The organism is Abyssisolibacter fermentans, from assembly GCF_001559865.1.
Classification (GTDB): domain Bacteria; phylum Bacillota; class Clostridia; order Tissierellales; family MCWD3; genus Abyssisolibacter; species Abyssisolibacter fermentans.
In genome coordinates, this window is record NZ_LOHE01000031.1 from 32,648 (window position 1) to 58,145 (window position 25,498).

The following is a 25,498-nucleotide window of genomic DNA, read 5'->3' on the forward strand; positions in this document are numbered from 1 at the left end:
AGATAATTCAAATAATAACTAAAAAGGTATGGCGATTGATATGATATTAACTAACTTTGAACAGGTAAAAGAAGCTAAATATCTAAGTGTTGAAAACTCTTGGAGATATCGAGGGATAATGCGTTGTTTTTTTGTTAATAGTGAGAGGATGAATTATTGGCTATATAAGGAAGATATCTTTAATGCTATAAAGGATAATGAAGTATTTAATGAGTATACAATTGATCAGTTAAAAGCAGATTTGGATTCATTGGTTGATTGGGGAAATATTATTCCTATTCAAGATTCTAAAAAAGCAAAAACTATAGAAGAGTATAGAAATAAACAATTTAGGTATCATATATCGGATATTGGCGTGGAAATTGAAAGAATGACGATAAGGATAGAGAATCTAAAGATGGAGGCTTCTAATCTTGAAGCAAATCTTCTTTTGAGATTTATTAATACAATATCAAAAATACATCAAGTTGAAGAATTTAAGAACCAAGAGTTAAACTCTTGGTGGGATGATTTGAGTTCGGATTTTAAAAGGCTAAATGATAATTATCAAGATTATATTAGATCTTTAGTTGGTATAAATGGTGAAAATATGATGAACACATTGTATTTTCTTGAAATGAAGGACAAGATTATTGATTATTTAAGAAATTTTGTTAAACAATTGCATAAGCATACAATAACAATTGAAGAAATACTCAAGTCGATTGATGAACATAAAATTATAAGGATTTTAGATAGGATTGTTAAGTATAGGATAGAAGATATCCCAAGGATGGGTGAGGATATACATTATGATTCATTGAAGGAAAATATATATGGAAAATATAAAAGCATGAATAGATGGTTCCTAGGCGGAGATGGTCAAGAAAGTGAAGCAAACAAACTTTTTGATATGACTAATGATATTATTAGGAAAATAACTAGGTATGCTTGGCAAATAGCTGATAGATATAATTCGGGACTTAACAGGAAGCAAGAGTATAATCACCTAGCTAAATTATTTGCACAGTTAGATGATGTAACTAAGTGCCATGAATTATCATCCTACGTTTTTGGTGTCCCTCATGGAAAGTATTTGAAGGGAAATATTCTTAGAGAAACGGATAGTTATTCCAGTTCTGTATTTGAAGAAGCACCGTTGATAGTAGAATTAAAACCTAGAACAAGAACTTATAGAGAAAGGGTGGACAAAACACCTATTGTAGATAAGACTAGCGAAAAGAGGGAAATAATTAAAAAAGAAATAGAAAAACGCAAAAATCAAATGAAGATAATTGATAATTATATAGTTGATGGTAAGCTGTCCTTTAAAGATTTACCCTGTATAAGTCCAGATACTAGAAACATTCTTTTGAGGTGGTTAACTAAAGGGATGCAAAATAATAATATGGTAAGTAAAACTGAAGATGGTAGACGATTTAAGATTGTAAAGAGTTCTAATAATACAATTGTATTAAAATGTGAAGATGGCGAGTTAAAAATGCCTGAGTTTACTATTTTGTTTATATAAAGGAGTAGCAGATATTATGAATTCATTAGGTATTTTACTAAATGAGTACTGGATTTTGAAATCAAAGGATAGAAATAAATATTATCAGCTTAAAGATGATATTTACAAATATAAAAACTTTTATAAAAATAAACTGGGTTATAACTTGATAGTAACACAGGATGTCATAAAGTTAGAAAAACTGCCTGCGGATCCTCATAAATGGATGGGTATAGAGAGTTTTGAAACTCCACTGGATTATATATTGCTTTTAATTGTACTTATGTTTTTAGAAGATAAAGTTAATGAGGAACAATTTTTACTATCAGAGGTGACTGACTATATTACTTTACACAGTCCAAATCAACAGTCACTAGACTGGACGATTTATCAAAATAGAAGAAGCTTTGTAAGAGTTATTAAATTCATGAATAAAATGGGTATGATAGATACAAATGATGGTTCTAGTGAAGAATTTTATTCATCTTATGAAGCAGAGGCACTTTATGAAAATACTGGAGTCTCGAAATATTTTATGAGGCATTTTTTTGGGAATATACAAAATTATAAATCTATTAAAGATTTTAGAAATGATGAATGGATAGACCGTCAGGAAGACTTGACTGTTGTGAAAAGGAATAATGTTTATAGAAAACTACTTATTTCTCCTGGTTTTTATTGGAAATCAAATGATAGTGAATATCTCTATTTGAAGAATTATAGACATATTATTGAAGATGATTTTGATAAGTATGTGAATGGAGAATTACATTTTCATAGAAAAGGATGCTATTTAGTAATGAATGAAGACTGCAATTATAAAGGTACTTTTCCTGAAAACAAGAATATAAGTGATATAGTTTTGTTATTTGCATCAGAATTGCTGGAACAAATTAGTACTGGAGACATTAATGTTGATCTAGATGATAATATAGTTTTAAATGAATATGAATTTACACAACAAATCGAGAGAATAAAGGATAAATATTCAAAAGGTTGGGGTAAATCGTATAAAGAGATGAAAATTGAGAATTTGGTAGATGAGATATTAGTATATATGGAGCGTTTTGAAATAGCTCAGAGATTTGAAGATAATATTAAGATATACCCTATAATTGGTAAGATTACAGGACGATATCCTAAGAGTTTTGAACTTTAGATATGGAGAGTGAAAGATATGGATAAATCATTTAATAGTTGGAAAATGAATAGAGCAGGCTTTATAAACTTCTGGTATTATGATGAAGAAGTATTTGATTTTAATAATGGTAAACTCTTACTTAGAGGTTCAAATGGATCAGGAAAATCTGTTACTACACAAAGTTTAATTCCTTTATTATTGGATGGAAATAAAAGTCCTGAAAGATTGGATCCATTTGGTTCTAAATCTAGAAGAATCGAAACATATATCATAGGAGAAGATGATAAGGGGAAAGATGAAAGCACTGGTTATATTTTTATGGAATTTAAAAAGGAAGGATTCGATAATTATATCACAATAGGCATGGGCTTGAATGCTAGAAGAGGCAGAAGTCTTAAATTCTGGGGATTTATTATATTAGATAATAAAAGAATAGGCTATGATTTAAAGTTGTATTCAAATTCAGGTGAAAAGATACCTCTTTCAATGAAACAATTATCTAATCGAATTGGTGATGGTGGAGTTGTTACTGTTAAGCAGAGAGAATACATGGAGCTTGTTAACAAGCATTTGTTTGGATTTGACAATATAGATGATTATGATGAATTGATTAGATTACTTATACAACTTAGAATGCCTAAATTGTCAAAGGATTTTAAACCATCAGTATTACATGAAATAATGAATAACTCACTGCAGCCGTTATCTGAGGATGATCTAAGACCTATGTCTGAAGCGGTTCAAAATATAGACAAACTTACAGAGAGCGAAAATGACATATTAAGATCAATTAATATAACAAGACAAATAAAAAGAATATACGATCAATATAACAAATATATACTCTGGGAAAAAGCAGGTGCTTTAATTGACAAGACTAATGCTTTAAAGATTAGTGAAAAACAGATAAATGATACTCAAAGAGCTATTGATGAATATTTAATAAAAATTAAAGATGATACAAAACAAAAAGAGTCGTTGCTAATAGAAGAAGAATGTCTAAAGAAAGAATTAGAGCTTCTTGAAGAAAGAGATGATTTAAAAACACTTAAATTAATACATGAAACCGAAAAAAAATTAAGCCAGTTAGAGATAGAACTTAAAAGAAAGGGAAATTTATTACAAGAGAAAAATGAAAGAAAAATTGACAAGGTAAATGAAAAAAATACTTATAAGCAAAATTTAGATAGACTAGAAATTGAAGTAAAAGACATAATAGATGAAATGGATGCTTATGCAGAGACTATGTGTTTTTTTGAACAAGAACATCTTAGTAATGAGATAAGAAATGATATAACTAAAGAATATGACTTTGAATATATAATAGACAAGTTTACAAAACATGATAGGTCTATTAAATCAGTATATAAATATATGGAAAATTTAAAAGAAGAAGAGATAAAATATGATAAACTAATTCAAGAAAAAGATAGTAAGGAAAGAGATGTTGCTTCAAAGGAAAGAGAAATAAATGAAACAGAGATTTTAATAGCAAATGAAAAAGAAAACTACTCTGAAGAAGTTTATAACTGGAATAAAGGAAACAAAGAATATAAGATAAATGATGATATATTACGTGACATCAAGGCTTTAATACACAATTATTCAAATAAATCAGGTATAGGAGAAATTGAAAGTGCTTTTAGAAATGTACTTTTTGAATTAGTGGGAAATATAAACATTGAAGAGAAAGAAAAAACTTATGAAAAGACTAAGCTTAATAAAGCTAAAGAGGATTTAGTTAGAGAATTAAAAGAATGGAAAAATAAAAAAGATCCTGAGCCTGACAGACGTATATCAGTTATAGAAAATAGAAAAAGATTAGAAAGTTTGAATATTCCTTTTGAACCACTTTACAAGGCTGTTGATTTTATTAAGGATTTATCTGATAAGGAAAAAGGTAATATCGAAATAATATTGATGGAACTAGGAATACTTGATGCTTTAATAGTACCAAAAGAATTTAAAAAAATAGCTCTTGATATGCCTAAGGGTATGTCAGATAAATATATTTTTGCTAATCCATTGATTATGAGACACGAATTGTCACATTATTTAGCTTCAGATAAAAGGAACACTAGTGAAATATCTAAGGAATTAGTAGAGGATACACTAAGAAGTATATTAATAGATTCTGATGAAAGCTTACTCTATATTTCGCCTAATGGTGAATATGGTATGGGAATATTAAGAGGCAAGGTCAGAGAGGATTATATTCCTAAATTTATAGGAAGTTCATCAAGGGAAATATTCAGGGAGCGAAAAATAAATGAATTACAAGGAGAAATAAATAAATTAGAAGCTAATATTAAAATTGTTCAAAATGAAATAGATATTTTATTAAGTCGCGAAAAAACATTACAGAATGAGTATAATAATATACCATCTATGGAAAATGTAATTAGCGCTTACAGTTCTTTAAAAGAAAGTGAAGAGGAATTAAATAGGTATCAAAAAGACTTAGCTGTAATTATGGAAAATATCGCGAAATCAGAAGAGATTAAAAATCAAATAAAAAATGAAATATATAAGGAAAGAAAAAATCTTGAAATACCTGCTACTTTAGATGCATTTGAAGAAGCGTTAGAAGATTCAAAGAAATATGACAATAACCTAAAAAGTCTACAGGTGAATCATTCAAAATGCATTAATATGATAAAAATAATAAATAACTTAAATGAGTATATAGAAGAAATAGAGCAGACAATAGATGATTTAAAATATGAAGAAACACATTTGACTAGAGAAGTTCTAAAGGCTAAGGAGTTTCTACAAATAAAAAATAAAGAAATTGATATGAATAACGTTAATGTGATCAAAGAAAAATATAGTAAATTAAAAGGGAGAATTGAGTGTATACCTAAGGAAATGAGTTATTTGATTACTAGTGTTTCTAAATTGGAAAAAAGCATAGAATATGAAGAAAAAAACTTGGAATTATTAAAAGAAAAATCAGTACAACTAAATAGTCAAAAGGAAAGTTTATTTGCAATATTTAAGGAAGAATTAAGCTTAGGATATGTGTATAAAGATTTACCTATGACAATATCAGAGGCAAGTAGGCTTTATAAAGAATTAAAGGATCAATACAAACAATATCAAATTCGTGAAGAAATACAGGTAAAGCTTAACAAAACATACATTGAAGCACGTTCTGGACTAGTGGAATATAGTACACGTTATGATCAAATTTTTAGATATGACGAAAATGCTTTAATATTGAAAGAGCACAGTTCGTTTAGATCTCGCTTTGATATAAAGATGAGGGTAAATGGAAAATTAATTTCTTTAATAGCTTTCTATAATTATCTTATAGAAAGAAGGGACGAGTTAAGAAGTCTTATAGTTGATAAAGACAAAGAAATTATAGAAGAAATTTTATCCGATACAATAGGTAAAAAAATTAAAGCTAAAATATATAAAAGTGAGAAATGGATAATACAGATGAATGAGTTGATGCAGGATATGAATCCATCAAGTGGACTTATATTTAAGATGAAGTGGATGCCTAAAAATCCTGAACTAGAAGAAGAGATGAACACAAAGGAATTAGTGGAGATATTGAAAAAAGACAGAGTACTTTTGACTGAAAGAGATATTAATTTGTTATCAAAGCATTTTAGATCTAAGATAGACATTGTGAGACAAATAGTAATAGATCAAAACAAACCCGTATCATATCATGAAATAATGAAAGAAGTTTTGGATTATAGAAATTGGTTCGAATTTAAATTAGAGTATCAAAAAACTAATGAACGAAAAAAGGAATTAACAGACAGGGCTTTCTTTACATTTAGCGGTGGAGAAAAGGCAATGGCAATGTATATTCCTTTGTTTGCAGCAGTTTATTCAAGATATAAGGGTGCTAGAGCTGATTGCCCTAAGATTATTTCTCTAGATGAGGCTTTTGCGGGAGTTGATGAAAATAATATTGAAATATTGTTTGATCTTTTGGCGAAACTAGATTACGATTTTATCTTAAATTCTCAGATATTATGGGGAGATTATTCGACTGTTAAAGAACTAGCTATATGTGAATTGATTAGGCCAAATAATTCTGAAGTTGTTGGTGTCATAAGATATGAATGGAATGGAAACGAAAGGATGTTTGTAAGCTGATGAAATTAGAAAATGATTGCTGTAGATATTTTAAACAGCGAGAAGGATTTAAAAGAGTATTTAGTGAGATTAAGAGAAAATATATTTCCTACGGGTGTTTTAAGGGAGAAATAAAATTAATAAAGCTTTCTAAAAATGAGATTGAAAATTTAACTGATTATTTAGGATATAATTGCAATGTATCAACTTTTAGGATTAAAATTCAAGAATTTATTTTAAGATTGGATGAAACTAAATACATTGGAGTTAATTTTTACGAGGTATTGTGTCTATATTTTCAAGAGAAGATAGAGACAAAAGAAGAGCAAAGAAACAGAGAAGAACAAATCAAAGCAAAATGGGTTAAAAGTTTAGAAGAAGGTATAAAAGATTTTGATGTAAAGGCATGGATTAAGCATAATATTGAGAATAAGGACATGCTTTTTAGCAAGAAATATGCAGAATCTCCTAAAAAACTTTATGAATATTTGGTTTATATGGATAAAACCGCACAATTGTTGAATACAGAAAACGAGTATACACACATAGCTGTATTAGGTATGAAGGTATCTAATGATCCACACTTTTTTGATCCGGACAAGAATATGGTAAAGTTTTTAGAAAGCTATATCAGATATAAATATAAAATATCTAATGAAGATCAACTATCATTACCGGAAGCAAGGTCTGAATTGCTGTATAATGCAAAAATATATAGAGATGGATATTTAAACAATATAACTAGTTATGGATTCGATGGAATAACTAAAAAAGAAGTGATACATCTTGGGTGGAGAAATTTTAATGAATGTTGTGAATCTATTAATATATCTATCAAAAATTTAGAAAATATAGTTAGAATAATACCTTATAATAAATTAAATTCTGTTTTTATATTTGAGAACCCGTCAGTTTTTGATGCTGTACTTAAGCATTTTAAGAAAAAAACAGAGAACGTTTTTGAAATGCCATCTATAATATGTACATCAGGACAGTTAAATATCACAGCATATAAATTTATAGAAAAGCTGAAGTCAGACAAAATATATTATTCAGGAGATTTAGACCCAGAGGGGCTAGTAATACTATCAAAACTTATTGAGAGATTTGGAGATAGAATTATACCGCTTAAATATACTAAACAGGATTATTTTAATTCATTGTCACAAGTTATTCTTAATCCTACGAGATTAAAGCAGCTAGATAAAATAGAAAGCTTCTATGAAAAAGATTTGATTATAGCTATGAAAAATAAGAAAAAAGCAGGTTATCAGGAAAAATTAATTGATGATATAATAGAATTTATTTCAAAGGAGTTGAGTAAAAACTAATTCTAATAAAATCAAAATAATTAAAGCTAAATTTTGAATGAATTATATAGCTTATACACTTAGATAAAAAAGGAAAAATAACAAAAAACCTAAAATGCGAATATTTCAATTTGCAAATTAATATACCAATCAAACAGAGATAAAATTTTCTGTTTTTTTTTGTATCAATTAACTTGTGTTCAAGTTCATATTGATAAATCTTAATTTATATAAATTCATGCATTTAAAAGTAAAAAAACTGTTTTAGATTTATTTTTTTGAGCTTTGTCAAAATCTAAATTAACATAAAATAGAAGGCCTAATTTGTTATGAGTTTTACATCATAACAGCTACACTCTGTTATCACTAGATTTGTATTATTACATAAATATTAAGAATAATTAATATTATACATCGATGTAAATTAGGACAATATTCTACAGAAAAAACGACAAAAAATATAGTACAATCGATAAACAATAATAATTAACGCGAATTTAAGAATAACGAATAGCTGAACCAAAAGCTTAAGAAATTACAAATTTATGTAAACTTATAATAATTTATTGTTAGTAGAAGTAAAATGTTTGGTTTTAATTACATAAGTTAATTATTAGATTATGTTTTAATTAACAATTCAATTCTAAACTAAAAATATTAAAACCATTACAAAAATAATAAAATTATCATATACTAATTTATGCCTTTAACCGATACTAAAAAACTACAAATATTTTAAAATAATATTATATACTATAACATTTACTAAGAAAAAATATTTTAATAATTTAATCATAAAATTAACTGATATATAATCAAAAATGAAAATTTTAATAAGTGATACAAATAAAGGAAGAACAATAAGGGATTTACTGTGGAAATTGAAAATAAAAAATATAAGGTTATTGATTATATAAAAATACCTTTAAGAATTAAGCCTGTAACAGTAATAAGCGCTGGTACTTTTATCACCGGTATGGAATGCCTAAAGGTATAGAAACACCTATTGGGAAAATTTCAGAAGGTAGTATAGACCTATCAGGAGGTCAATGGCAGAGAGTTGCCATTGTAAGAACACTGGTAAGCAATGCACCAATACATATTCTTGATGAGCCAAATGCTGCACTTGATCCTATCAGCGAGAGTAATATATATAAACTGGTTGGAAAGGTAAGTAAGGGAAAATCAACGATTCTTATTACCCATAGGTTAGGAGCTGCAAGGACTGCTGATGAAATATTAGTAGTAGACGGAGGCGTTATTGCCGAGCAAGGCACACACGAAGAACTGATAAATAAAAATGGTATTTATAAAGAGATGTTTGATGCCCAAAGGAGTTGGTATTAATGAGTAGTAAGAATAAACAAAATAGGATATCTGTATGGACTATGATAGTCAAAATATTCCCTTAGGTAATATCAGTATCACCAGTGATATATATTTATAATTCTATTCTATTCATTATCGATGGAGCTTTTTTTGCGATATCTGTTTTGTGTATGCAGATATTATTTGACAGGGTAACTGATTTAGCAGTTAATCAAGGGACACTCAAAAGTGCAGTTTTAGCATTACTGCTTTTGTTTGCAGTAAAAGTATTACAACAAGTTATAAAAGGCATAGACAATTTTGTACCATATTTTTCATTATGGGTGTATATTTATACAGATTGAAACCGATTTTAGCAGTGTCACTTTTTTGTATTTGTTCCAGTATTGTTTACTCATTTTATGCGTACAAAGATATATGCTAAGCTAGAAGATGACTCAGCACCACTTAGAAGGAAATACAAATATTATGAACAATGTTTAGTAGACAGAGAGTATGTTATAGAAACTCGTATCTTAGGTGCTTGTCCATATTTTATGAAGTTATTTAAAGAAACACTAGCTTAGATGAACCATCTAAAATGGAAAGTAGATGTAAAGTCAAATTTAGTAGAGCTAAGTGTAAAGATGATATCACTTGCAGGTTATTTGGGCATTTTATGGATGCTGTTTGATGAAGAGGGATATTACAGTAGGCGCTTTTGCAGTAGTTTTTGCTTCTGTTGACAGTATGTTTAATAATATGGAAGATGTTATATGCTATCTTATTGGATATTATTCAGAAAATTTTGGAAAAGTTCAAAACTATTTAAGATTTTTAGAACTTCCTGAAAGAGCACGAGATAAAAAAGTACAGAAAATAGCATGTCACGGAGATATTCTTTTAGAAGACGTAAGTTTTTCTTATCCTCTTGCTGATAAAAAAACGGAGGAAAATTTCAATATTAAAATTAGCAAAGGAGAAACAATTGCTGTAGTAGATGAAAACGGCTCTGGTAAATCCACATTGACTCGTTTACTTACGGGCTTGTATCTTCCTTATGAAGGGAGAGTATTACATAATAATAGATCTACAAAGGAGTTTACACCAAGAGCCTTATTTGCAGGAATATCAGGAGTTTTTCAGAAATCCCAAAAGTATCAACTTTCTTTGTCGGATAATATTACTATTAGTGAAATGGAAGCTAAGTCAAAGACGAATGAAGATATTAAAATTACTGTTACAGAGGCTGATATCGAAATGAATAACAAGGTCTTTCCACATGGGTATCATACTATGCTCTCAAGAGAGTTTGATGGTATAGATTTGTCTGTTGGACAATGGCAGAGAGTCGCAATTGCTAGAGGTTTTTATAGAGACAGAACTCATAATACTAGATGAATCGACTGCTGCTATAGGTCCTGTAGAAGAGACAAAGATATATGAAAGATTTGCTCAGATTGCAAAAAATAAGACTGCTGTGATAGTAACACACCGATTGGGTAGTGTTAAATTTGCGGATCATATTGTTGTCATGAAAGGTGGAAGAGTAGCAGGGATAGGTAGTCATCAAGAATCGCTTTCGAATTGCCATATATATAAAGAAATGGGAAATCTTAAGCAAAATACCATTTTACATATGATACACTAATATAGTAAGCATAATCCTTTATTTATAGAAAAATATTTCCAAAAGGAGCTGTATCTAGATACTTGATACAACTCTTTTTTTAAGCAGAGAACCCAAAGCTAAGATTTGGTGTGAATCGCTTACTCCTAGGAATGAAATGAGTAGGAGTTTCATATTAAATTAATCACTTCATAATTTTCTCAATAAACTTTATTGAAAGTTAAGCTATAGCTACTTTTTAGCGATTAAAGCCAAAATCAAAGAAACAAATAGTAGTGGTATTGAAAATTTATAAAATATGCTGCTTTCCCACTTCTCTTCATATTTTTTTATGCTGAATTCACCAAGGTCCATAATTTTTGAATCTTTGTCAATAATTCCTTCTTTAATTAATTTTTTCTGCTTTCTACGGTACCTGTTATAACTTATTGATTTGAAAAATCCTACGTTTCGTACATAAACTATTAGAGCAATACATAAGTATATGAGTCCCAAAATAAAAAAAGCATTTGAAAACCTGAATAACAGTGAAGAGTTTTTGCTTAATAGCAAGTAGATTACTGTAAATATAGATGTTATAGCAGTTAGTATTTTCATTGTTTTCCCCCTTTTAAAGTTAGACCATTTATTCAAATTAATAGATATTTATTCTAATATAACTTATCAATAACTTAAAATGTATTAAGATTGTAAATATTTAAACCAATATAATTTTTCAAATAAATCAAATTAAAATTCGATCTTCGATTTTTTATGTTGATGACGTTTACATTATATAATAAATAAAATAAAGAGTAAATAAGCGTTATTAATTAATAGTTTATAATAATTTGTGCTATTTTAAAGAAATATGAAGGAAAAGATAAGAATTAATTCATCAAAAAGTGAAAATAATAATTAAATATATATTATATTTAATAAAATTGACTTTCAATAACAATATATGCTAATATATAACTGCTAAACTAGCTAAAAAAATAATGAAAAACAAGGAGGAGGAAAATGAAAAAATTTAAAAAAGTGCTAGTTCTTATACTAGCCATGGCAATGGTTATGACTCTTTTTGTAGGCTGTAATAATAATGAAAATACTGAGCCTGCAAGCAACAATGAACCAAATGGTGAAAATCAAAGCGACAATAGCGACAATAACGACAATAATGTTGCTCAAGGACCAAAAGTTTTAAGACTTGCAGAGTCTAAAACTGCTACTTTTAATCCACACACATATAAAACTGGAGCTGAAAGACGTTCTATGGGTTATATGTTTGGAACTATGGTAAGACTTATAATGAATGAAGCAGGAGATGGGTATGAACTTTTCCCAAATCATGCTAAAGAATTACCTACAATGAGTGAAGATGGTAAGACATGGACATTCAAGTTAAGAGAAGGGTTAAAGTTTGATGATGGAACTCCAATTAATGCTGAAACATATGAATATACTTACAAAATGCTTTTAGATCCAAAATTAGTTAATGACAGAGCTACTATATTTTATGATTCTGTACCTGTTGTAAACGCTAAAAATTATTGGTCAGGCGAAGCTAAATGGGAAGATGTTGGAATCAAAGTGATTGACAAACAAACATTGCAATTTTCTTTAGAAAATCCTGTACCTGAAATTGATTTTATTAATGTATTTACAGAGCCAGCTAGTTCTCCGGTACATAAAGAACTATATGAAGCTAATATGAACGAGGATAGAACAGAGACTAAATACGGTACAAGCATTGATAGAATGCCTAAATCTTCATGTGGACCTTATATAATGGAAGAATGGATTAGAGATATGAGTAAAACATATAACAAAAATCCTAATTCTCCATTAGCTGATATCTATGTACCAGATAGAGTTGAAGAAAGAGTTGTTGAAAATGACGAAACTAAATTACAATTATTTGAGAGTGGAGAAATAGATACAGTTAATTTACTTGGTGCAAAATATGATAAATATGCAGATGATCCAAGAGTAAAATTTGCTCCTGCAATAACATCAATGCTTTTAATATTAAACAAAGATAGCAAAGATAATCCAGCTTTAGCAGATATGGATTTTAGACAAGCATTATTCTATGGTATGAATAGAGACTCTATTGCAGTAGATATATATAGAACTGGAAAACCTGCAAACTATATACTTACTAGTGCGTATATAGCTGACTTTGAAACAGGACAAGCATATCGTAAGACAAAACAAGGTATGTCTGTTGCAGGAAATCATGGATCATATGATCCAGAGTTAGCTAAGAAGCATTTTGAAAAAGCTTATAAAGCTAACAATAACAAAAAAATTGTATTTGAAATGAACTACTTTGATAGCAATGAAAACTGTAAGAAAATATCAGAGTTCTTAGAAGAAAATTATGAAAACTTATTTGGAAAAGATAAAATTGATGTTGTATTAGCTGCTATACCATGGCAAGTTCAGTATGAAAACATGGAAAAAGGTAATTTCCAATCAGGATATGCTTTCTTATCAGACGATGCTTTTAGTCCATGGAGTTTTATGAGAATGTTCACATCTAATGAACCAGGAAAGATTGATTCATTCAAAAATCCTGAATATGATGATTTATGTACACGTTCACTTACAGGAAATTTGATATTTGATAAAGAAAAAAGAATACAAGCTTTAGCAGATATGGAAAATATGGTAATAGATGATTTCTCATTATTACCTCTAGTAGAGATTAACATACCAGTAATGTATTCAGATAGAATACAAATAAATACAAAAGATGGTATGTATATTCCAGGTCTTTCATATGCAATATTGCAAGCAGATATTGTAGATGAACAAAAATAAGTTTATTTTGAAATAGTAATATTAGTGCTTGCAGCACAATATGCTGTGAGCACTAATAATTTGAAAATTAGATTAGAAAATAAATTACAAAGTTGTAATATTAAATATATTCAAAGAAATAAATGACATACTATTTGCTATTGAGAGGAGTAATAGCCTATGTTTAGATATACTATACAAAGATTAATAGCAATGGCAATAACATTGTTTATAATCATTAGTATTTCTTTTTTCGTAATTCGTTTAATGCCCGGAAGTTTTATAGACAACCATAGGTTGCCTGAAGATGTAAAGACTGCACTAGAGGATAAATATCACTTGAATGATCCATTAGTAGTACAGTACGGATATTTTATGAAAGATTTTTCGAGATTTGATTTTGGACTTTCAATGAAAGTACATCCGAAGACACCAGTAAATGAAGTATTAGCTAACAAGATTCCAATAACAATGCAGCTTAATATATTCTCGCTGATATTAACTATACCTGTTGGTATGATATTGGGAATAATAGCAGCTCTTAAGAAGAATAAGATTCAAGATCATGCGGTATCAGTTATGGTTGTTCTATTTATATCAGTGCCAGGATTTGTTTTTGCTTCATTACTCCAGTATTTCATGGCCTTTAAATGGGATTTATTACCTCTGATGGTAGAGGCTAATAAATATTTAACATGGACGAAATTTGTTTCAATGATTCTTCCTATTCTAGCATTATCATTTGGAGGGATAGCAACAATAGCAAGGTACGTGAGATCTGAGTTATGTGAAGCTTTAAATTCTGATTATATGCTACTTGCAAAGGCTAAAGGACTTACTCAAGTACAGGCAACTGTAAGACATGCCATGCGTAATTCTTTTATTCCACTTGCAAATATCATTATTCCAATGTTTACAGGTCTTTTATTTGGATCGTTAGTAATAGAGAGAATATTTGGTGTACCTGGAATGGGTAATGTAATGATAGATGCAATTAATGCAAAAGATCATACACTTACTATAGGAGTTTTATTTTGGTTTTCTTTGATTTCTTTGGTAACAGTTTTAATAGTTGATCTTTCGTATGGATTAATAGACCCTCGAATTCGTATTGGAGGTAGAAAGTAATGAGTACATCAAAAGAGATTATTATAGATAAAAAAGATTTTGAATTTGTACAGTTGGAAGAAGAAATTAAAGATCAAGAATTTGAAGGAGAAGCGATTGGATTTTTTAAAGATGCAATGATACGTTTTAGGAGAAATAAAGGCTCAATTGTAGCTTTTGCAATAATCGTATTAATCGTATTTATGGCTATTGCAGGTCCTTCAATGAATTCATATACTTATAAAGAACAAAATGTAAAATTGACTTTTATGCCACCTAGAATACCTGGTCTTGAGAAAATTGGTATATGTGATGGAACAAAGATGATGAATGTACAAAAAGCAAATTTAGAGACCAGATATAAAGGTGCAGTAGAAGACATAGACGGGTATTATGAAGAACGTGGTGTAACAATGGCCAAAGCTAAGATTAATATGTATAAATTTAAGAAAGCTGAGGACAAATATTTTTGGTTCGGAACAGATTATTTGGGACGTGATCAATGGACTCGTTTATGGAGAGGTTCAAGAATATCTTTAATTATAGCTTTACTGGCTGTTGGAATTAATCTATGTATTGGTGTTACATATGGTTCTATTTCTGCATATTATGGCGGTTGGGTAGATATGATTATGCAGAGAATTGTTGAAATACTTGTTTCTATACCACAATTGGTTATAATTATCCTTTTCCTTATGCTTGTTGGACCAGGAATATTGCCTTTAGCAGTTTCGATGGTTATAACAGGTTGGATAGGCATGAACTATTTGATAAGAGGTCAGTTTTATAAATATAAGGGACAGGAATATGTTTTGGCTTCAAGGACAATGGGAGCTATGGATAGAACACTTATATTCAGACACATATTACCAAATGCTATAGGACCTCTTATTACAAGAGCTACACTAGCTATACCGGGAGCTATCTTTGGAGAAGCATTTTTAGCATATTTAGGATTAGGACTTGAAGCGCCTAACCCATCAATTGGGGTTTTATTATCAGAAGGACAAAAAGAGTTATTAACATATCCTCATTTGATTTTATTCCCAGCTATTGTTATTTCTGTTTTGATGATTTCATTTAACTTATTTGGTAATGGTTTAAGAGATGCTTTTGATCCAACATTAAGAGGACATGAATAAAAGTGAGGTTGTTATTATGAAGAATAAAGAGAAGATACTACAGGTTAAAGATTTGTATATAACTTTCAACACTTTTTCTGGAAAAGTTCATGCTGTACGCGGTATCAACTTTGATTTGCACAAGGGTGAGACATTAGCTATAGTTGGAGAATCAGGTTCAGGTAAATCTGTTACTAATAAAGCTATAATGGGTATATTAGCTAAAAATGCAAATATAGAAAGTGGAGAAGTAATATATAATAACAAAAATTTAATTAAGTACTCTGATAAAGAATTTACAAAAATAAGAGGATCTGAAATCTCTATGATATTTCAAGATCCAATGTCATCACTTGATCCGGTTATGAAAATCGGAAAACAGATTACTGAAGCTCTTAGAATTAAGCATGGAGTAAATAATGCAGAGGCTAAGAAAAAAGCTATTGAGCTAATGGATGCTGTTGGTATAACAGAAGCTGAAAAGCGTTATGATCAATATCCTTTCCAGTTTTCAGGAGGTATGAGGCAGAGAATAGTTATAGCTACTGCACTTGCTTGTGATCCAGAAATTTTGATATGTGATGAACCTACTACTGCATTAGATGTTACAATTCAATCACAGATATTAGAGTTGATAAAAAAAATACAAAAAGAACATCAATTGTCAGTTATATTTATTACTCATGACTTAGGGGTTGTTGCTAATGTAGCAGATCGTGTAGCTGTTATGTATGCAGGTAAAATTGTAGAGGTAGGAACAATAGATGAAATTTTCTATGAACCTAAACATCCATATACTTGGAGTTTGTTAGCTTCAATGCCAGACATGGATACAGATTCTCAAAATGACTTATTTGCTATACCGGGTACACCGCCTAATATGGTATTTCCACCAAAAGGAGATGCATTTGCTCCTAGAAATAAGTATGCTATGAAAATTGATTTTAAAGAAGAGCCTCCTATGTATAAGATAAGTGATACTCACTATGCTGCGACATGGCTCCTTCATCCTGATGCTCCAAAAGTTGAAATGCCTGATAATCTTAAGAGACGTATTGATAATCAGTTGAAAAAGGCAGGTGTAAGTCAATGAAACAAAACAATGATAAACAACCAGTTTTAGAGGTCAAAAACCTAAAGCAGCATTTTTCAAGTGGATTTGGTAAGAAAAAGATAGTTGTAAAAGCAGTAGATGGTATTAGCTTTAAGATTTCCAAAGGAGAAACTTTTGGTTTGGTAGGAGAATCAGGTTGTGGAAAAACAACTACGGGACGTTCTATAATAAGATTATATGATCCTACTGATGGAGAAGTTTATTTTAATGGTAAGTTAATCTCAGGCAAACTTTCAAAAAAACAAGTAAGAGAAGTAACTAAAGGGATACAGATGATATTCCAAGATCCTATAGCTTCTTTAAATCCTAGAATGACAGTTAAGGAGATTATAGGAGAAGGTATAAAAATAAACAAAATGGTTGACAATGAAGAACAAATGATGCAAATGATATATGAAATGCTTGATATAGTAGGATTGACTAGCGAACATGCTACTCGTTACCCTCATGAGTTTTCAGGTGGGCAAAGACAGCGTATAGGTATTGCAAGAGCATTAATTACAAGACCTGATTTAGTAATAGCTGATGAGCCAATATCTGCACTTGATGTGTCTATTCAAGCTCAAGTACTAAATTTATTAAATAACCTAAAGAAAAAATTAGGTTTAACTATATTGTTTATTGCACATGACTTATCAGTTGTTAAGTATTTTTCAGATAGAATAGGTGTAATGTATTTTGGAAGAATGGTAGAACTTGCAAAAGCTGAAGATCTTTATAAAAATCCTCTACATCCATATACTAGATCTCTACTTTCAGCGATACCATTGCCTGATCCATATTATGAAAGAAATAGAAAACGTATAACATACGATCCAAGTATGCATAATTATGGAGATGAAAAACCTGAATTAGTTGAAATAACACCAGAACATTTTATTCTTGCATCTAAATCCGAATTAGAGCAGTATAGAGAAGAATTAAAGTAATAGAGTAATTAAGGTGTAATTAATAAATAGGTCAAGTTTTAACAAATAAACTGAGTTTTGATTTGTTAAAACTTGACCTTTTAATAATTTCAATCCATAATTTAAGATAATGCTATTGACAGATAGATTAAAATAAAATACAATACAATGGGTAAAATATTAGAGAACTTGTATAAACAGATAACGTTTTTATGGAGATTTGCCGTGGAAGAATATGTGATAAAAAAGATATTGAGTAATAATGTGGTGTTTGTAGAAAAAGAAAATAAAAATTATATACTTGTTGGCAGAGGTATAGGCTTCGGCAAAAAGAAAGGTTTTGTCTTAGAAAATCCAGACACTATTGATGAAAAGTTTATATCTTTAAAAGGACTTTCTGAAAATGAGTACGAAAATTTTTTTAGCAATATAGACCCTAAAATCATAGAGCAAGTTGAAGCAATAATAGAAATGGTTAAAAATGAACTAGGAGAAGGACTCAATCCCAATGTTCATGTAGGACTAATAGACCATATTAATTTTGCTATAAACAGATTGAAAGAAGGGATAGAGATTGTAAATCCTTTCTTGTCCGAGACAAAATTATTATATCCAGCAGAATATAATTTAGCTGAAAAAGCAGTTAACATGCTAAAAGAAAATTTAAAAATCTATATTCCAGAAGCAGAAGTTGGCTTTTTAGCCCTTCATATTTACGGTGGTAGAGGGGAAAAAAGCAAAAAAGAAGCCTTAGAAAGCTCAAAAATGATGAACACAATCCTAAGTTACATAGAAAAGAAATTTAATATGAAAATAGATAAAAACTCTTTTGATTATAAAAGATTTATTATGCATTTAAAAGGCGTATTAGATAGAGTTTCAAATAATAAAACTATTGAAAATATCCTTTTATCAAAAGTAAAAGAAGAACTAATGATTGAATTTAAAGTAGCTTTCGATATTTCTAAAATAATAGAGAAAACATTGAAAATAAGCATGCCAGAAAGTGAAATAGGTTATATAGCATTGCATCTACATAGATTAAATAGTCAAAAAGCTTAATTGGGTGTTACTTATTTTATAAGACACGAACGATGAGGTTGAATAAAGTAGAAAAAAATAGAAAATTGTAAATATATCTTGTCTAAGAAAACGTTTTATGATAATATAAAAATATAGATTTTACGTGTTACTGATTCGATCAGGCATGAGTAAAAGAATGAAATAAAATGGATAGAATTCTATTTTACCTTTCTTTTGCTCATGCCTTTTTTATGTTTTTTTAGAAAAAATATTAAATTTTAAAGTTCTAACTAATAAGTTTGATGTTCGTGTAAAAAATAATGATAAAAGAAAAGGAGCGGTACTCATGAAAAAAGTATTTGGCGTTTTACAGCAAGTTGGTAAAGCATTAATGTTACCTGTAGCATTATTACCTGCTGCAGGGATTATTCTAGCGTTAGGGGCAACATTACAAAACCCATTTTTATTAGAAAAAATACCAGCATTAAGTGGATCAGGATTTCAATTAATTGGAAGTCTCATGGCTCAAACTGGTGGCGTTGTATTTGGTAATCTTCCATTATTATTTGCCATTGGTGTAGCTGTAGGATTAGCTGGAGGTGAAGGGGTAGCAGGAATTGCTGCTACTATTGGATATTTAATTATGAATGTTACAATGAGTGTTTTAGTGCCAGTATTTAAACCAGAAATAGCGGAAAATGCTCGTGCATTTACAGAGATATTAGGAATTCCAACCCTTCAAACAGGAGTATTTGGTGGCGTTATCGTAGGGATTATGGCAGCTAGTCTTTATAAAAAATATTATAATATTGAATTGCCACCCTATTTAGGATTCTTTGCAGGAAAAAGATTTGTACCGATTGTTACAGCTGTATCATCTATTGCTTTAGGATGTGCTATGATATTTGTTTGGCCTCCAATTCAAGGAGCATTAGATGCATTTTCACATAGTATGATTGATACTAACAAAACATTAGCAACTTTTGTATTTGGTGTTATTGAAAGATCATTGATTCCATTTGGTCTTCATCACATTTTCTATTCACCATTCTGGTTTGAATTCGGGGAATATGTAACAAAAGCTGGAGATCTTGTTAGAGGAGATCAAGCGATTTTCTTCAAACAATTAATAGATAATGTACCTTTTACTGCAGGTGCTTTTATGACAGGTAAATTTCCATTCATGATGTTTGGTTTACCAGGTGCAGCTTTAGCAATGTATCATGAAGCAAGACCTGAAAAGAAAAAGTTGGTTGCAGGTATTATGGCATCAGCTGCTCTTACATCTTTTTTAACGGGGATTACAGAGCCAATTGAGTTTATGTTCCTATTCATAGCTCCAGCATTATTTGCAGTCCATGCAGTATTTGCAGGTTTATCATTCATGACAATGCATCTATTAAATGTAAAAATTGGTATGACTTTTTCGGGTGGTGTTATTGACTATCTAATATTTGGAGTATTACCAAATAGAACAGCTTGGTATTTAGTGATTCCAGTAGGAATAGTATTCTTCGTAATATACTACTTTGGATTCCGTTTTGCAATCAGAAAATGGGACATTAAAACACCAGGAAGAGAAAAAGATGATGAAGCAGTTGTGAATGTGAAGGCGGGAGATTTAGCAGTAAATGTATTAGAAGCACTAGGCGGGAAAGAAAATATTAAAAACTTAGATGCATGTATTACACGTCTTCGTTTAGTTGTAAATGATATTAAAAAAGTAGATAAAGCTAGAATTAAAGCTTTAGGTGCTTCAGGAATTTTAGAAGTTGGAAACAACCTTCAAGCTATTTTTGGTCCAAAATCAGATCAACTAAAATCACAAATCAAAGATATCATGAATGGTAAGACACCAGCAAAACTTGTTGAACTTGAAAAAAGCAGTAATGATGTAAAAGAAAGTGATCGAATTGTATCACCATTAAACGGAAAACTTTTAGCAATAGAAGATGTACCAGATGAAGTATTTTCTCAAAAAATGATGGGAGATGGATTTGCAATCGAGCCAACAAATGGAGAAGTGGTATCTCCTGTAAACGGAAAGATTACGACTTTATTTCCAACAAAACATGCAATTGGTATTACTGCAGAAAATGGACGTGAAGTATTAATTCACTTTGGGATTGATACTGTTAAGCTCAAAGGAGAGGGATTTGAAGTGCTTGTAAGTCAAAATGATACAGTTAAGGCAGGTCAACCAATCCTTCGTGTCGATTTAGATAAAGTAAATAAACAAGTATCTTCTATAATTACACCAATTATTTTTACAAATCTTTCTGAGAATGAAAAAATATCTTTCAAATTAGGTGTAAAAGTAACATGTGGACAAGAAAATATTGTTAATATTCAATAAATTTGATACAGATTTCAAAATAAATTATATAGCAAAAGAAGTACTAAGTGATGAAAAATTGCTTTGAGTATAAAGGAATAAAACATTTGATATTATACAACTAGAATGATGATAAAAAGACTATATGTAGTAATTAGTATAAAAATTAGTAACTTACAAATTATTTAGTAAAAAGCTTTATTATTGTAAAAAATGACACAAAATATTAAAAAATATTAACATATAATTAATATTAAAGGTAAATTTACTCTATTATAGAAAAAGTTAAAAGTACTAATTAATTCTATATGGAGGTAATAAAATGGAAGTTGCAAAAAATAAATTGACAGTCAAAACACAGAGAAATGATTTATTGAAATTGTTTGCAATGTTTACAATGCTTATTGATCACGTTGGGGTTTCTTTTTTTCCAAATTTATTAATTTTTAGATCTATAGGCAGACTAGCTTTACCAATTTTTGCATATCAATTAGCTATTGGATATAGCAAAACCTCTAATTTAAAACAATATAGTAAGAGACTTTTTATTTTCGCATTAATTTCTCAAGTGCCTTATACGTTTTTAGGGTATCAATACGGAATGGAAATTTGTCCGTTTCAATTAAGTGTTATGTTTACGTTATTGTTATCTCTTGGAGTAATGCATGTATATGATAAGGGAATTGAGCATATATCTTGCTTTCGTAAAGAAAAAAGTTATAAGGTACTCTTGCTAGGGATATTAATATTTATTGGGTTGTGCTTAATAATTATAGCTCCAGAAATATTAAACAAAATAACTGATGGTAAAATTAATTTCGAATATAGTTTTTATTTGCTTCTAATGGTACTATTATTTCATATTAATCATGATAAAAAAATACTAATGGTATTAAGCTATACTATTTTGTCAATTATTTGTGCTTATATAATTGGAGTTCAAATGATATCAAGATTTTTAGAAAAAACACTTGAATTCAGTTGTGCGTTAAAAATGATGACAAAAAATGGTGCTTTTTTCAAGCTTGATGGATACTTTTTTCAAGTAAGAAGCATATTTGCATTTATTCCAATATTCATATTTGAGTCATTTAAAACAGAATTTAAACTTAATAAATATGTTGGTTATTGGTTCTATCCTGCACATATGGCGATATTGATAATGATTTCATGGATAATAAAATAACGAAATTGCAGGTAATGATTTGATTATTATTCCGAAATTACAAAAAACCTCCTTGGTTAATTCTTGAAAAGGAGGTTTTTTTATAAATTATTTTAGAATCAAAAATTACTTTAGTTCTTGTTAATTTGTATGTCTAGAGATTTTATTTGCATGTACATTTAACGTATTTTCATTAAATATGTTAATCATTTATATAAAGCAATTCCTGCATGACTTGCTATACCTCCATTTGCATAAAAACTATTGATTGCATTAACTTGTCCTTTTAAAGTATAATTTATCATCCTATAACTCTACATTTATTCAACGAAGTGGTAATAAACATACAAATGTACGTCAATTTGTATATTGAAGATAAAACTATAAATGACCTTATATTGTTTTATAATTTACATATTATTTTTAATAACTATAGGGTGAAAGTCCCGAACGGTACGCTTGGTTGTGTGAGAGGTCGGTAATTGAAATAATCAATTACCACCTACTCGGTTTAATAAAATTTAAATACAAATACTTACATTTAAAGCTGTGCACTATTTACAAAAATGTAATAAAAGATTACAATTTGTTAATATATGTATTAATATAAAGGAAAATAAAAGTATTTATGTAATTAAATAAATATAATATATTTTGAAAATTTAAATAATTCAAACAAAAGGAGGCGTAGAGCAATGGAAAGTAATAAAGTACAAAGTGAATTAATTGTTAAAACGCAAAGAAATGATGTGCTAAAACTATTTGCAATGATTACAATGCTTATAGACCACGTAGGGGAAGTATTTTTTCCAAGAATATTGACTTTAAGAGTTATAGGAAGGTTAGCATTGCCAATATTTGCATATCAAATAGCCATAGGATATAGTAAGACTTCTAATTTAAAAAATTATGTTAAAAGATTATTAGTATTTGCATTGATTTCACAAATACCATTTTGTTTAGTTTTTTCTAGACCATGGTATACGTTGAATATTCTTTTTGCATTTTTATTATCTATTTTAGTATTGTATGTGTATGATAAGGGGATTGCTTATGTTTCTAATTATAGAAAAGAAAAAAATAATAAGAATCTTTTACTAGCAGTGGTAACGTTTATTGGGCTTGTTTTAATAATTATAATGCCTGAAGTATTAACTATGATGACTCATCATGCAATTATAGAATGCAGTTATTATTCATCTTTGATGGTACTACTATTTCATATCTTGCATGATAAAAAATTAAATATGGTTATTGGATATATATTTTTGTCAGTATTACAGATTCAAATCCTTGGAGCATATAAGATTTCTCATAGTTTAAAAGTTAGTCCAGTTGAATGTTTATTTAGATTTAAAGAAATATGGCAAGTCGTAAGTAGTAAATTTTATATATATACACTTCAAGCAAATAGTATATTTGCATTAATAGCAATATATGTATTAGAGTCAATAAAACCAAAATTCAAGTTGAATAAGTATATAGGATATTGGTTTTATCCAGTACATCTAGTAGTATTAATGGCAATTAATTGGATAATAAATTAAAATTTCATATAATAATTTAAAATCCTACTTGATTAATTTGTTATCAAGTAGGATTTTTTTGATGTTAGAAGTATTAATATCTAATTATTATTTAAAACGTGATATATAAAAATATTTTACAACAAGAATATAATTTTAATTTTTACTTAAGTATGTATCTATATTTATTGGTCTCGTTCTTAGTATTATTATGTAGATTTGTATTCATTATTTATTAATGGATATTTTAACATTTTTAAAAATCATATAGACATTTATAATATTAATGAATATGCAAAGAATATTAAATAGGAGACAAAAGAAGATTATAAAAAAATTAATTTAGTAAAATACAATATTTTTATCTTATCAAAATTTATTTTGAGAGGAGAATTAGTGTGAAAAAAATCAAAGAGAATATTTTGGGGTTGAGTTTTTTATTATCAATTCCATTAATCAATATATCTTATAAATTATTAAATAATGCAGATAGAGGTGTATATAGTCTATTAACTGATATAGACAGGGCAGTACCTTTTCTAAAAATATTTATTTTACCTTATATATTTTGGTATATTTATGTTTTGGGTGGACTCGTATATTTATGTTTTAAAAATAAAAAAGTATATTACATAGCCCTAGCTAGTTTAAATATTGGGTTAATAATTTGTTCAGTTTTATATTATTATTTTCAAACAACGGTATTAAGACCAGAGCTTGTAGACAACGATATATTAACAAGGCTAGTAACTTTTATATATAACCATGATCAACCATATAATTGTTTTCCTAGTACACATGTTACAACAACTTATATAGTTATGAAAGGAATTAATGCTATTAAAATCTATAAAAGTTTTAAATTACTTACTAATATAATTGGAATACTCATTATATTGTCTACGCAATTTGTAAAACAGCATGTGATTTTAGATTTAATATTTGCGATATTATTAGGTGAAATAGTATATAAAATTGTTGAGTTTTTAAGCAATGATGGAGGAGTTATTTTGAAAAAGAAAATAATTTCGTTATTGACTATGAAAAAAAAATTAGAAAATTGATGTGGAAAATAATATTGGAAAATAGCATTATAAATTAGAATAAATAATGTTATTGCCTTGATAAAGTAACAAAGAAAAAATATAAGTTAGGGAGCCTATGAAATTGATATTTCATGGGTTTTTTATATAATAATATTTAGTAAGAGTTCAAAAATTGATAGTAGTTAGGGTCAAACTTAGAGGTAAGTGTAGCTCAATGTTTATGGGTTGAAACCATACAAGACATTTTTTTTTTTACTCGGAGATGCCTAAATTTTTATGATAATAAAAAGATGAAAAAATGTAGGCATCAATGTCGTGGTCAAAAAATGTCATGTAGCTTCTAAAGGATTTATTGGTTTGATTTCTTTAGGGTACTGCTCTGTGAGTATG

The 25,498-nt window shown here is 28.8% G+C and carries 20 protein-coding genes; 19 read left to right on the forward strand and 1 reads right to left on the reverse strand.

The annotated features are described in order from the left end of the window. Positions 1 to 28 precede the first annotated feature (28 nt). From AYC61_RS02180 to AYC61_RS02210, 9 genes are all read left to right on the forward strand, one after another. Entirely contained in the window at positions 29 to 1,510 is a 1,482-nt protein-coding gene (locus AYC61_RS02180) for a TIGR02677 family protein (RefSeq protein ID WP_082759743.1), read from the forward strand. Between the two features lie 16 nt (positions 1,511 to 1,526). Then, entirely contained in the window at positions 1,527 to 2,648 is a 1,122-nt protein-coding gene (locus AYC61_RS02185) for a TIGR02678 family protein (protein ID WP_066496241.1), read from the forward strand. A gap of 18 nt (positions 2,649 to 2,666) precedes the next feature. Further along, positions 2,667 to 6,749, forward strand: a complete 4,083-nt coding sequence (locus AYC61_RS02190; RefSeq protein WP_066496249.1) for a TIGR02680 family protein — start codon at positions 2,667 to 2,669, stop codon at positions 6,747 to 6,749. Further along, positions 6,749 to 8,059 carry a DUF2399 domain-containing protein gene (locus tag AYC61_RS02195; RefSeq protein ID WP_066496250.1) on the forward strand — a complete coding sequence of 437 codons (1,311 nt, stop codon included), beginning with the start codon at positions 6,749 to 6,751 and terminating at the stop codon, positions 8,057 to 8,059. The genes AYC61_RS02190 and AYC61_RS02195 overlap by 1 nt, the downstream gene beginning before the upstream one ends. A gap of 960 nt (positions 8,060 to 9,019) precedes the next feature. Then, positions 9,020 to 9,385 carry an ATP-binding cassette domain-containing protein gene (locus tag AYC61_RS02200; protein WP_066496252.1) on the forward strand — a complete coding sequence of 122 codons (366 nt, stop codon included), beginning with the start codon at positions 9,020 to 9,022 and terminating at the stop codon, positions 9,383 to 9,385. 152 nt (positions 9,386 to 9,537) lie between these two features. Then, positions 9,538 to 9,711 (forward strand): hypothetical protein, encoded by a 174-nt coding sequence (locus AYC61_RS20935; RefSeq protein WP_156456307.1) that lies wholly within the window; start codon positions 9,538 to 9,540, stop codon positions 9,709 to 9,711. Positions 9,712 to 9,768: 57 nt separating this feature from the next. Beyond that, entirely contained in the window at positions 9,769 to 9,933 is a 165-nt protein-coding gene (locus AYC61_RS20940; RefSeq protein WP_156456308.1) for a hypothetical protein, read from the forward strand. A 106-nt stretch (positions 9,934 to 10,039) separates the two neighbouring features. After that, entirely contained in the window at positions 10,040 to 10,747 is a 708-nt protein-coding gene (locus AYC61_RS02205; protein ID WP_066496254.1) for an ATP-binding cassette domain-containing protein, read from the forward strand. Beyond that, entirely contained in the window at positions 10,704 to 10,997 is a 294-nt protein-coding gene (locus tag AYC61_RS02210; protein WP_066496262.1) for a hypothetical protein, read from the forward strand. Before AYC61_RS02205 ends, AYC61_RS02210 begins: the two co-directional genes overlap by 44 nt. 210 nt (positions 10,998 to 11,207) lie before the next feature. Here the strand turns inward: AYC61_RS02210 and AYC61_RS02215 are convergent, their stop codons facing one another. Next, positions 11,208 to 11,573 carry a DUF3899 domain-containing protein gene (locus AYC61_RS02215; RefSeq protein WP_066496264.1) on the reverse strand — a complete coding sequence of 122 codons (366 nt, stop codon included), beginning with the start codon at positions 11,571 to 11,573 and terminating at the stop codon, positions 11,208 to 11,210. A 405-nt stretch (positions 11,574 to 11,978) separates the two neighbouring features. Between AYC61_RS02215 and AYC61_RS02220 the strand changes: the two genes are divergently transcribed. The 10 genes from AYC61_RS02220 (at position 11,979) to AYC61_RS02265 (ending at position 25,126) form a co-directional block, all read left to right on the forward strand. Continuing rightward, positions 11,979 to 13,784: a peptide ABC transporter substrate-binding protein gene (locus AYC61_RS02220; protein ID WP_066496266.1), complete on the forward strand. Its 1,806-nt coding sequence runs from the start codon at positions 11,979 to 11,981 to the stop codon at positions 13,782 to 13,784. A gap of 159 nt (positions 13,785 to 13,943) precedes the next feature. Continuing rightward, the gene (locus tag AYC61_RS02225) at positions 13,944 to 14,891 is read left to right on the forward strand and encodes an ABC transporter permease (RefSeq protein WP_066496267.1); all 948 of its coding nucleotides are present in this window, start codon (positions 13,944 to 13,946) and stop codon (positions 14,889 to 14,891) included. Beyond that, complete coding sequence (locus tag AYC61_RS02230; protein WP_066496270.1) at positions 14,891 to 16,012, forward strand: ABC transporter permease; 1,122 nt, start codon at positions 14,891 to 14,893, stop codon at positions 16,010 to 16,012. The genes AYC61_RS02225 and AYC61_RS02230 overlap by 1 nt, the downstream gene beginning before the upstream one ends. Then, on the forward strand, positions 16,005 to 17,084 hold the full coding sequence (locus AYC61_RS02235) for an ABC transporter ATP-binding protein (protein WP_275935209.1): 1,080 nt from the start codon (positions 16,005 to 16,007) through the stop codon (positions 17,082 to 17,084). Before AYC61_RS02230 ends, AYC61_RS02235 begins: the two co-directional genes overlap by 8 nt. Beyond that, positions 17,081 to 18,034 carry an ABC transporter ATP-binding protein gene (locus tag AYC61_RS02240; protein WP_066496273.1) on the forward strand — a complete coding sequence of 318 codons (954 nt, stop codon included), beginning with the start codon at positions 17,081 to 17,083 and terminating at the stop codon, positions 18,032 to 18,034. Before AYC61_RS02235 ends, AYC61_RS02240 begins: the two co-directional genes overlap by 4 nt. 204 nt (positions 18,035 to 18,238) lie before the next feature. Beyond that, the gene (locus tag AYC61_RS02245; protein ID WP_066496276.1) at positions 18,239 to 19,075 is read left to right on the forward strand and encodes a PRD domain-containing protein; all 837 of its coding nucleotides are present in this window, start codon (positions 18,239 to 18,241) and stop codon (positions 19,073 to 19,075) included. Between the two features lie 307 nt (positions 19,076 to 19,382). Beyond that, a complete protein-coding gene (gene ptsG, locus AYC61_RS02250; protein ID WP_066496280.1) occupies positions 19,383 to 21,392 on the forward strand; it encodes a glucose-specific PTS transporter subunit IIBC in 2,010 nt (669 codons plus the stop codon). Between the two features lie 301 nt (positions 21,393 to 21,693). Further along, positions 21,694 to 22,557, forward strand: a complete 864-nt coding sequence (locus tag AYC61_RS02255; RefSeq protein ID WP_066496283.1) for a TraX family protein — start codon at positions 21,694 to 21,696, stop codon at positions 22,555 to 22,557. A 674-nt stretch (positions 22,558 to 23,231) separates the two neighbouring features. Further along, positions 23,232 to 24,083: a TraX family protein gene (locus AYC61_RS02260; protein WP_066496293.1), complete on the forward strand. Its 852-nt coding sequence runs from the start codon at positions 23,232 to 23,234 to the stop codon at positions 24,081 to 24,083. Between the two features lie 377 nt (positions 24,084 to 24,460). Then, positions 24,461 to 25,126 carry a phosphatase PAP2 family protein gene (locus tag AYC61_RS02265; protein ID WP_066496295.1) on the forward strand — a complete coding sequence of 222 codons (666 nt, stop codon included), beginning with the start codon at positions 24,461 to 24,463 and terminating at the stop codon, positions 25,124 to 25,126. Positions 25,127 to 25,498 lie beyond the last annotated feature (372 nt).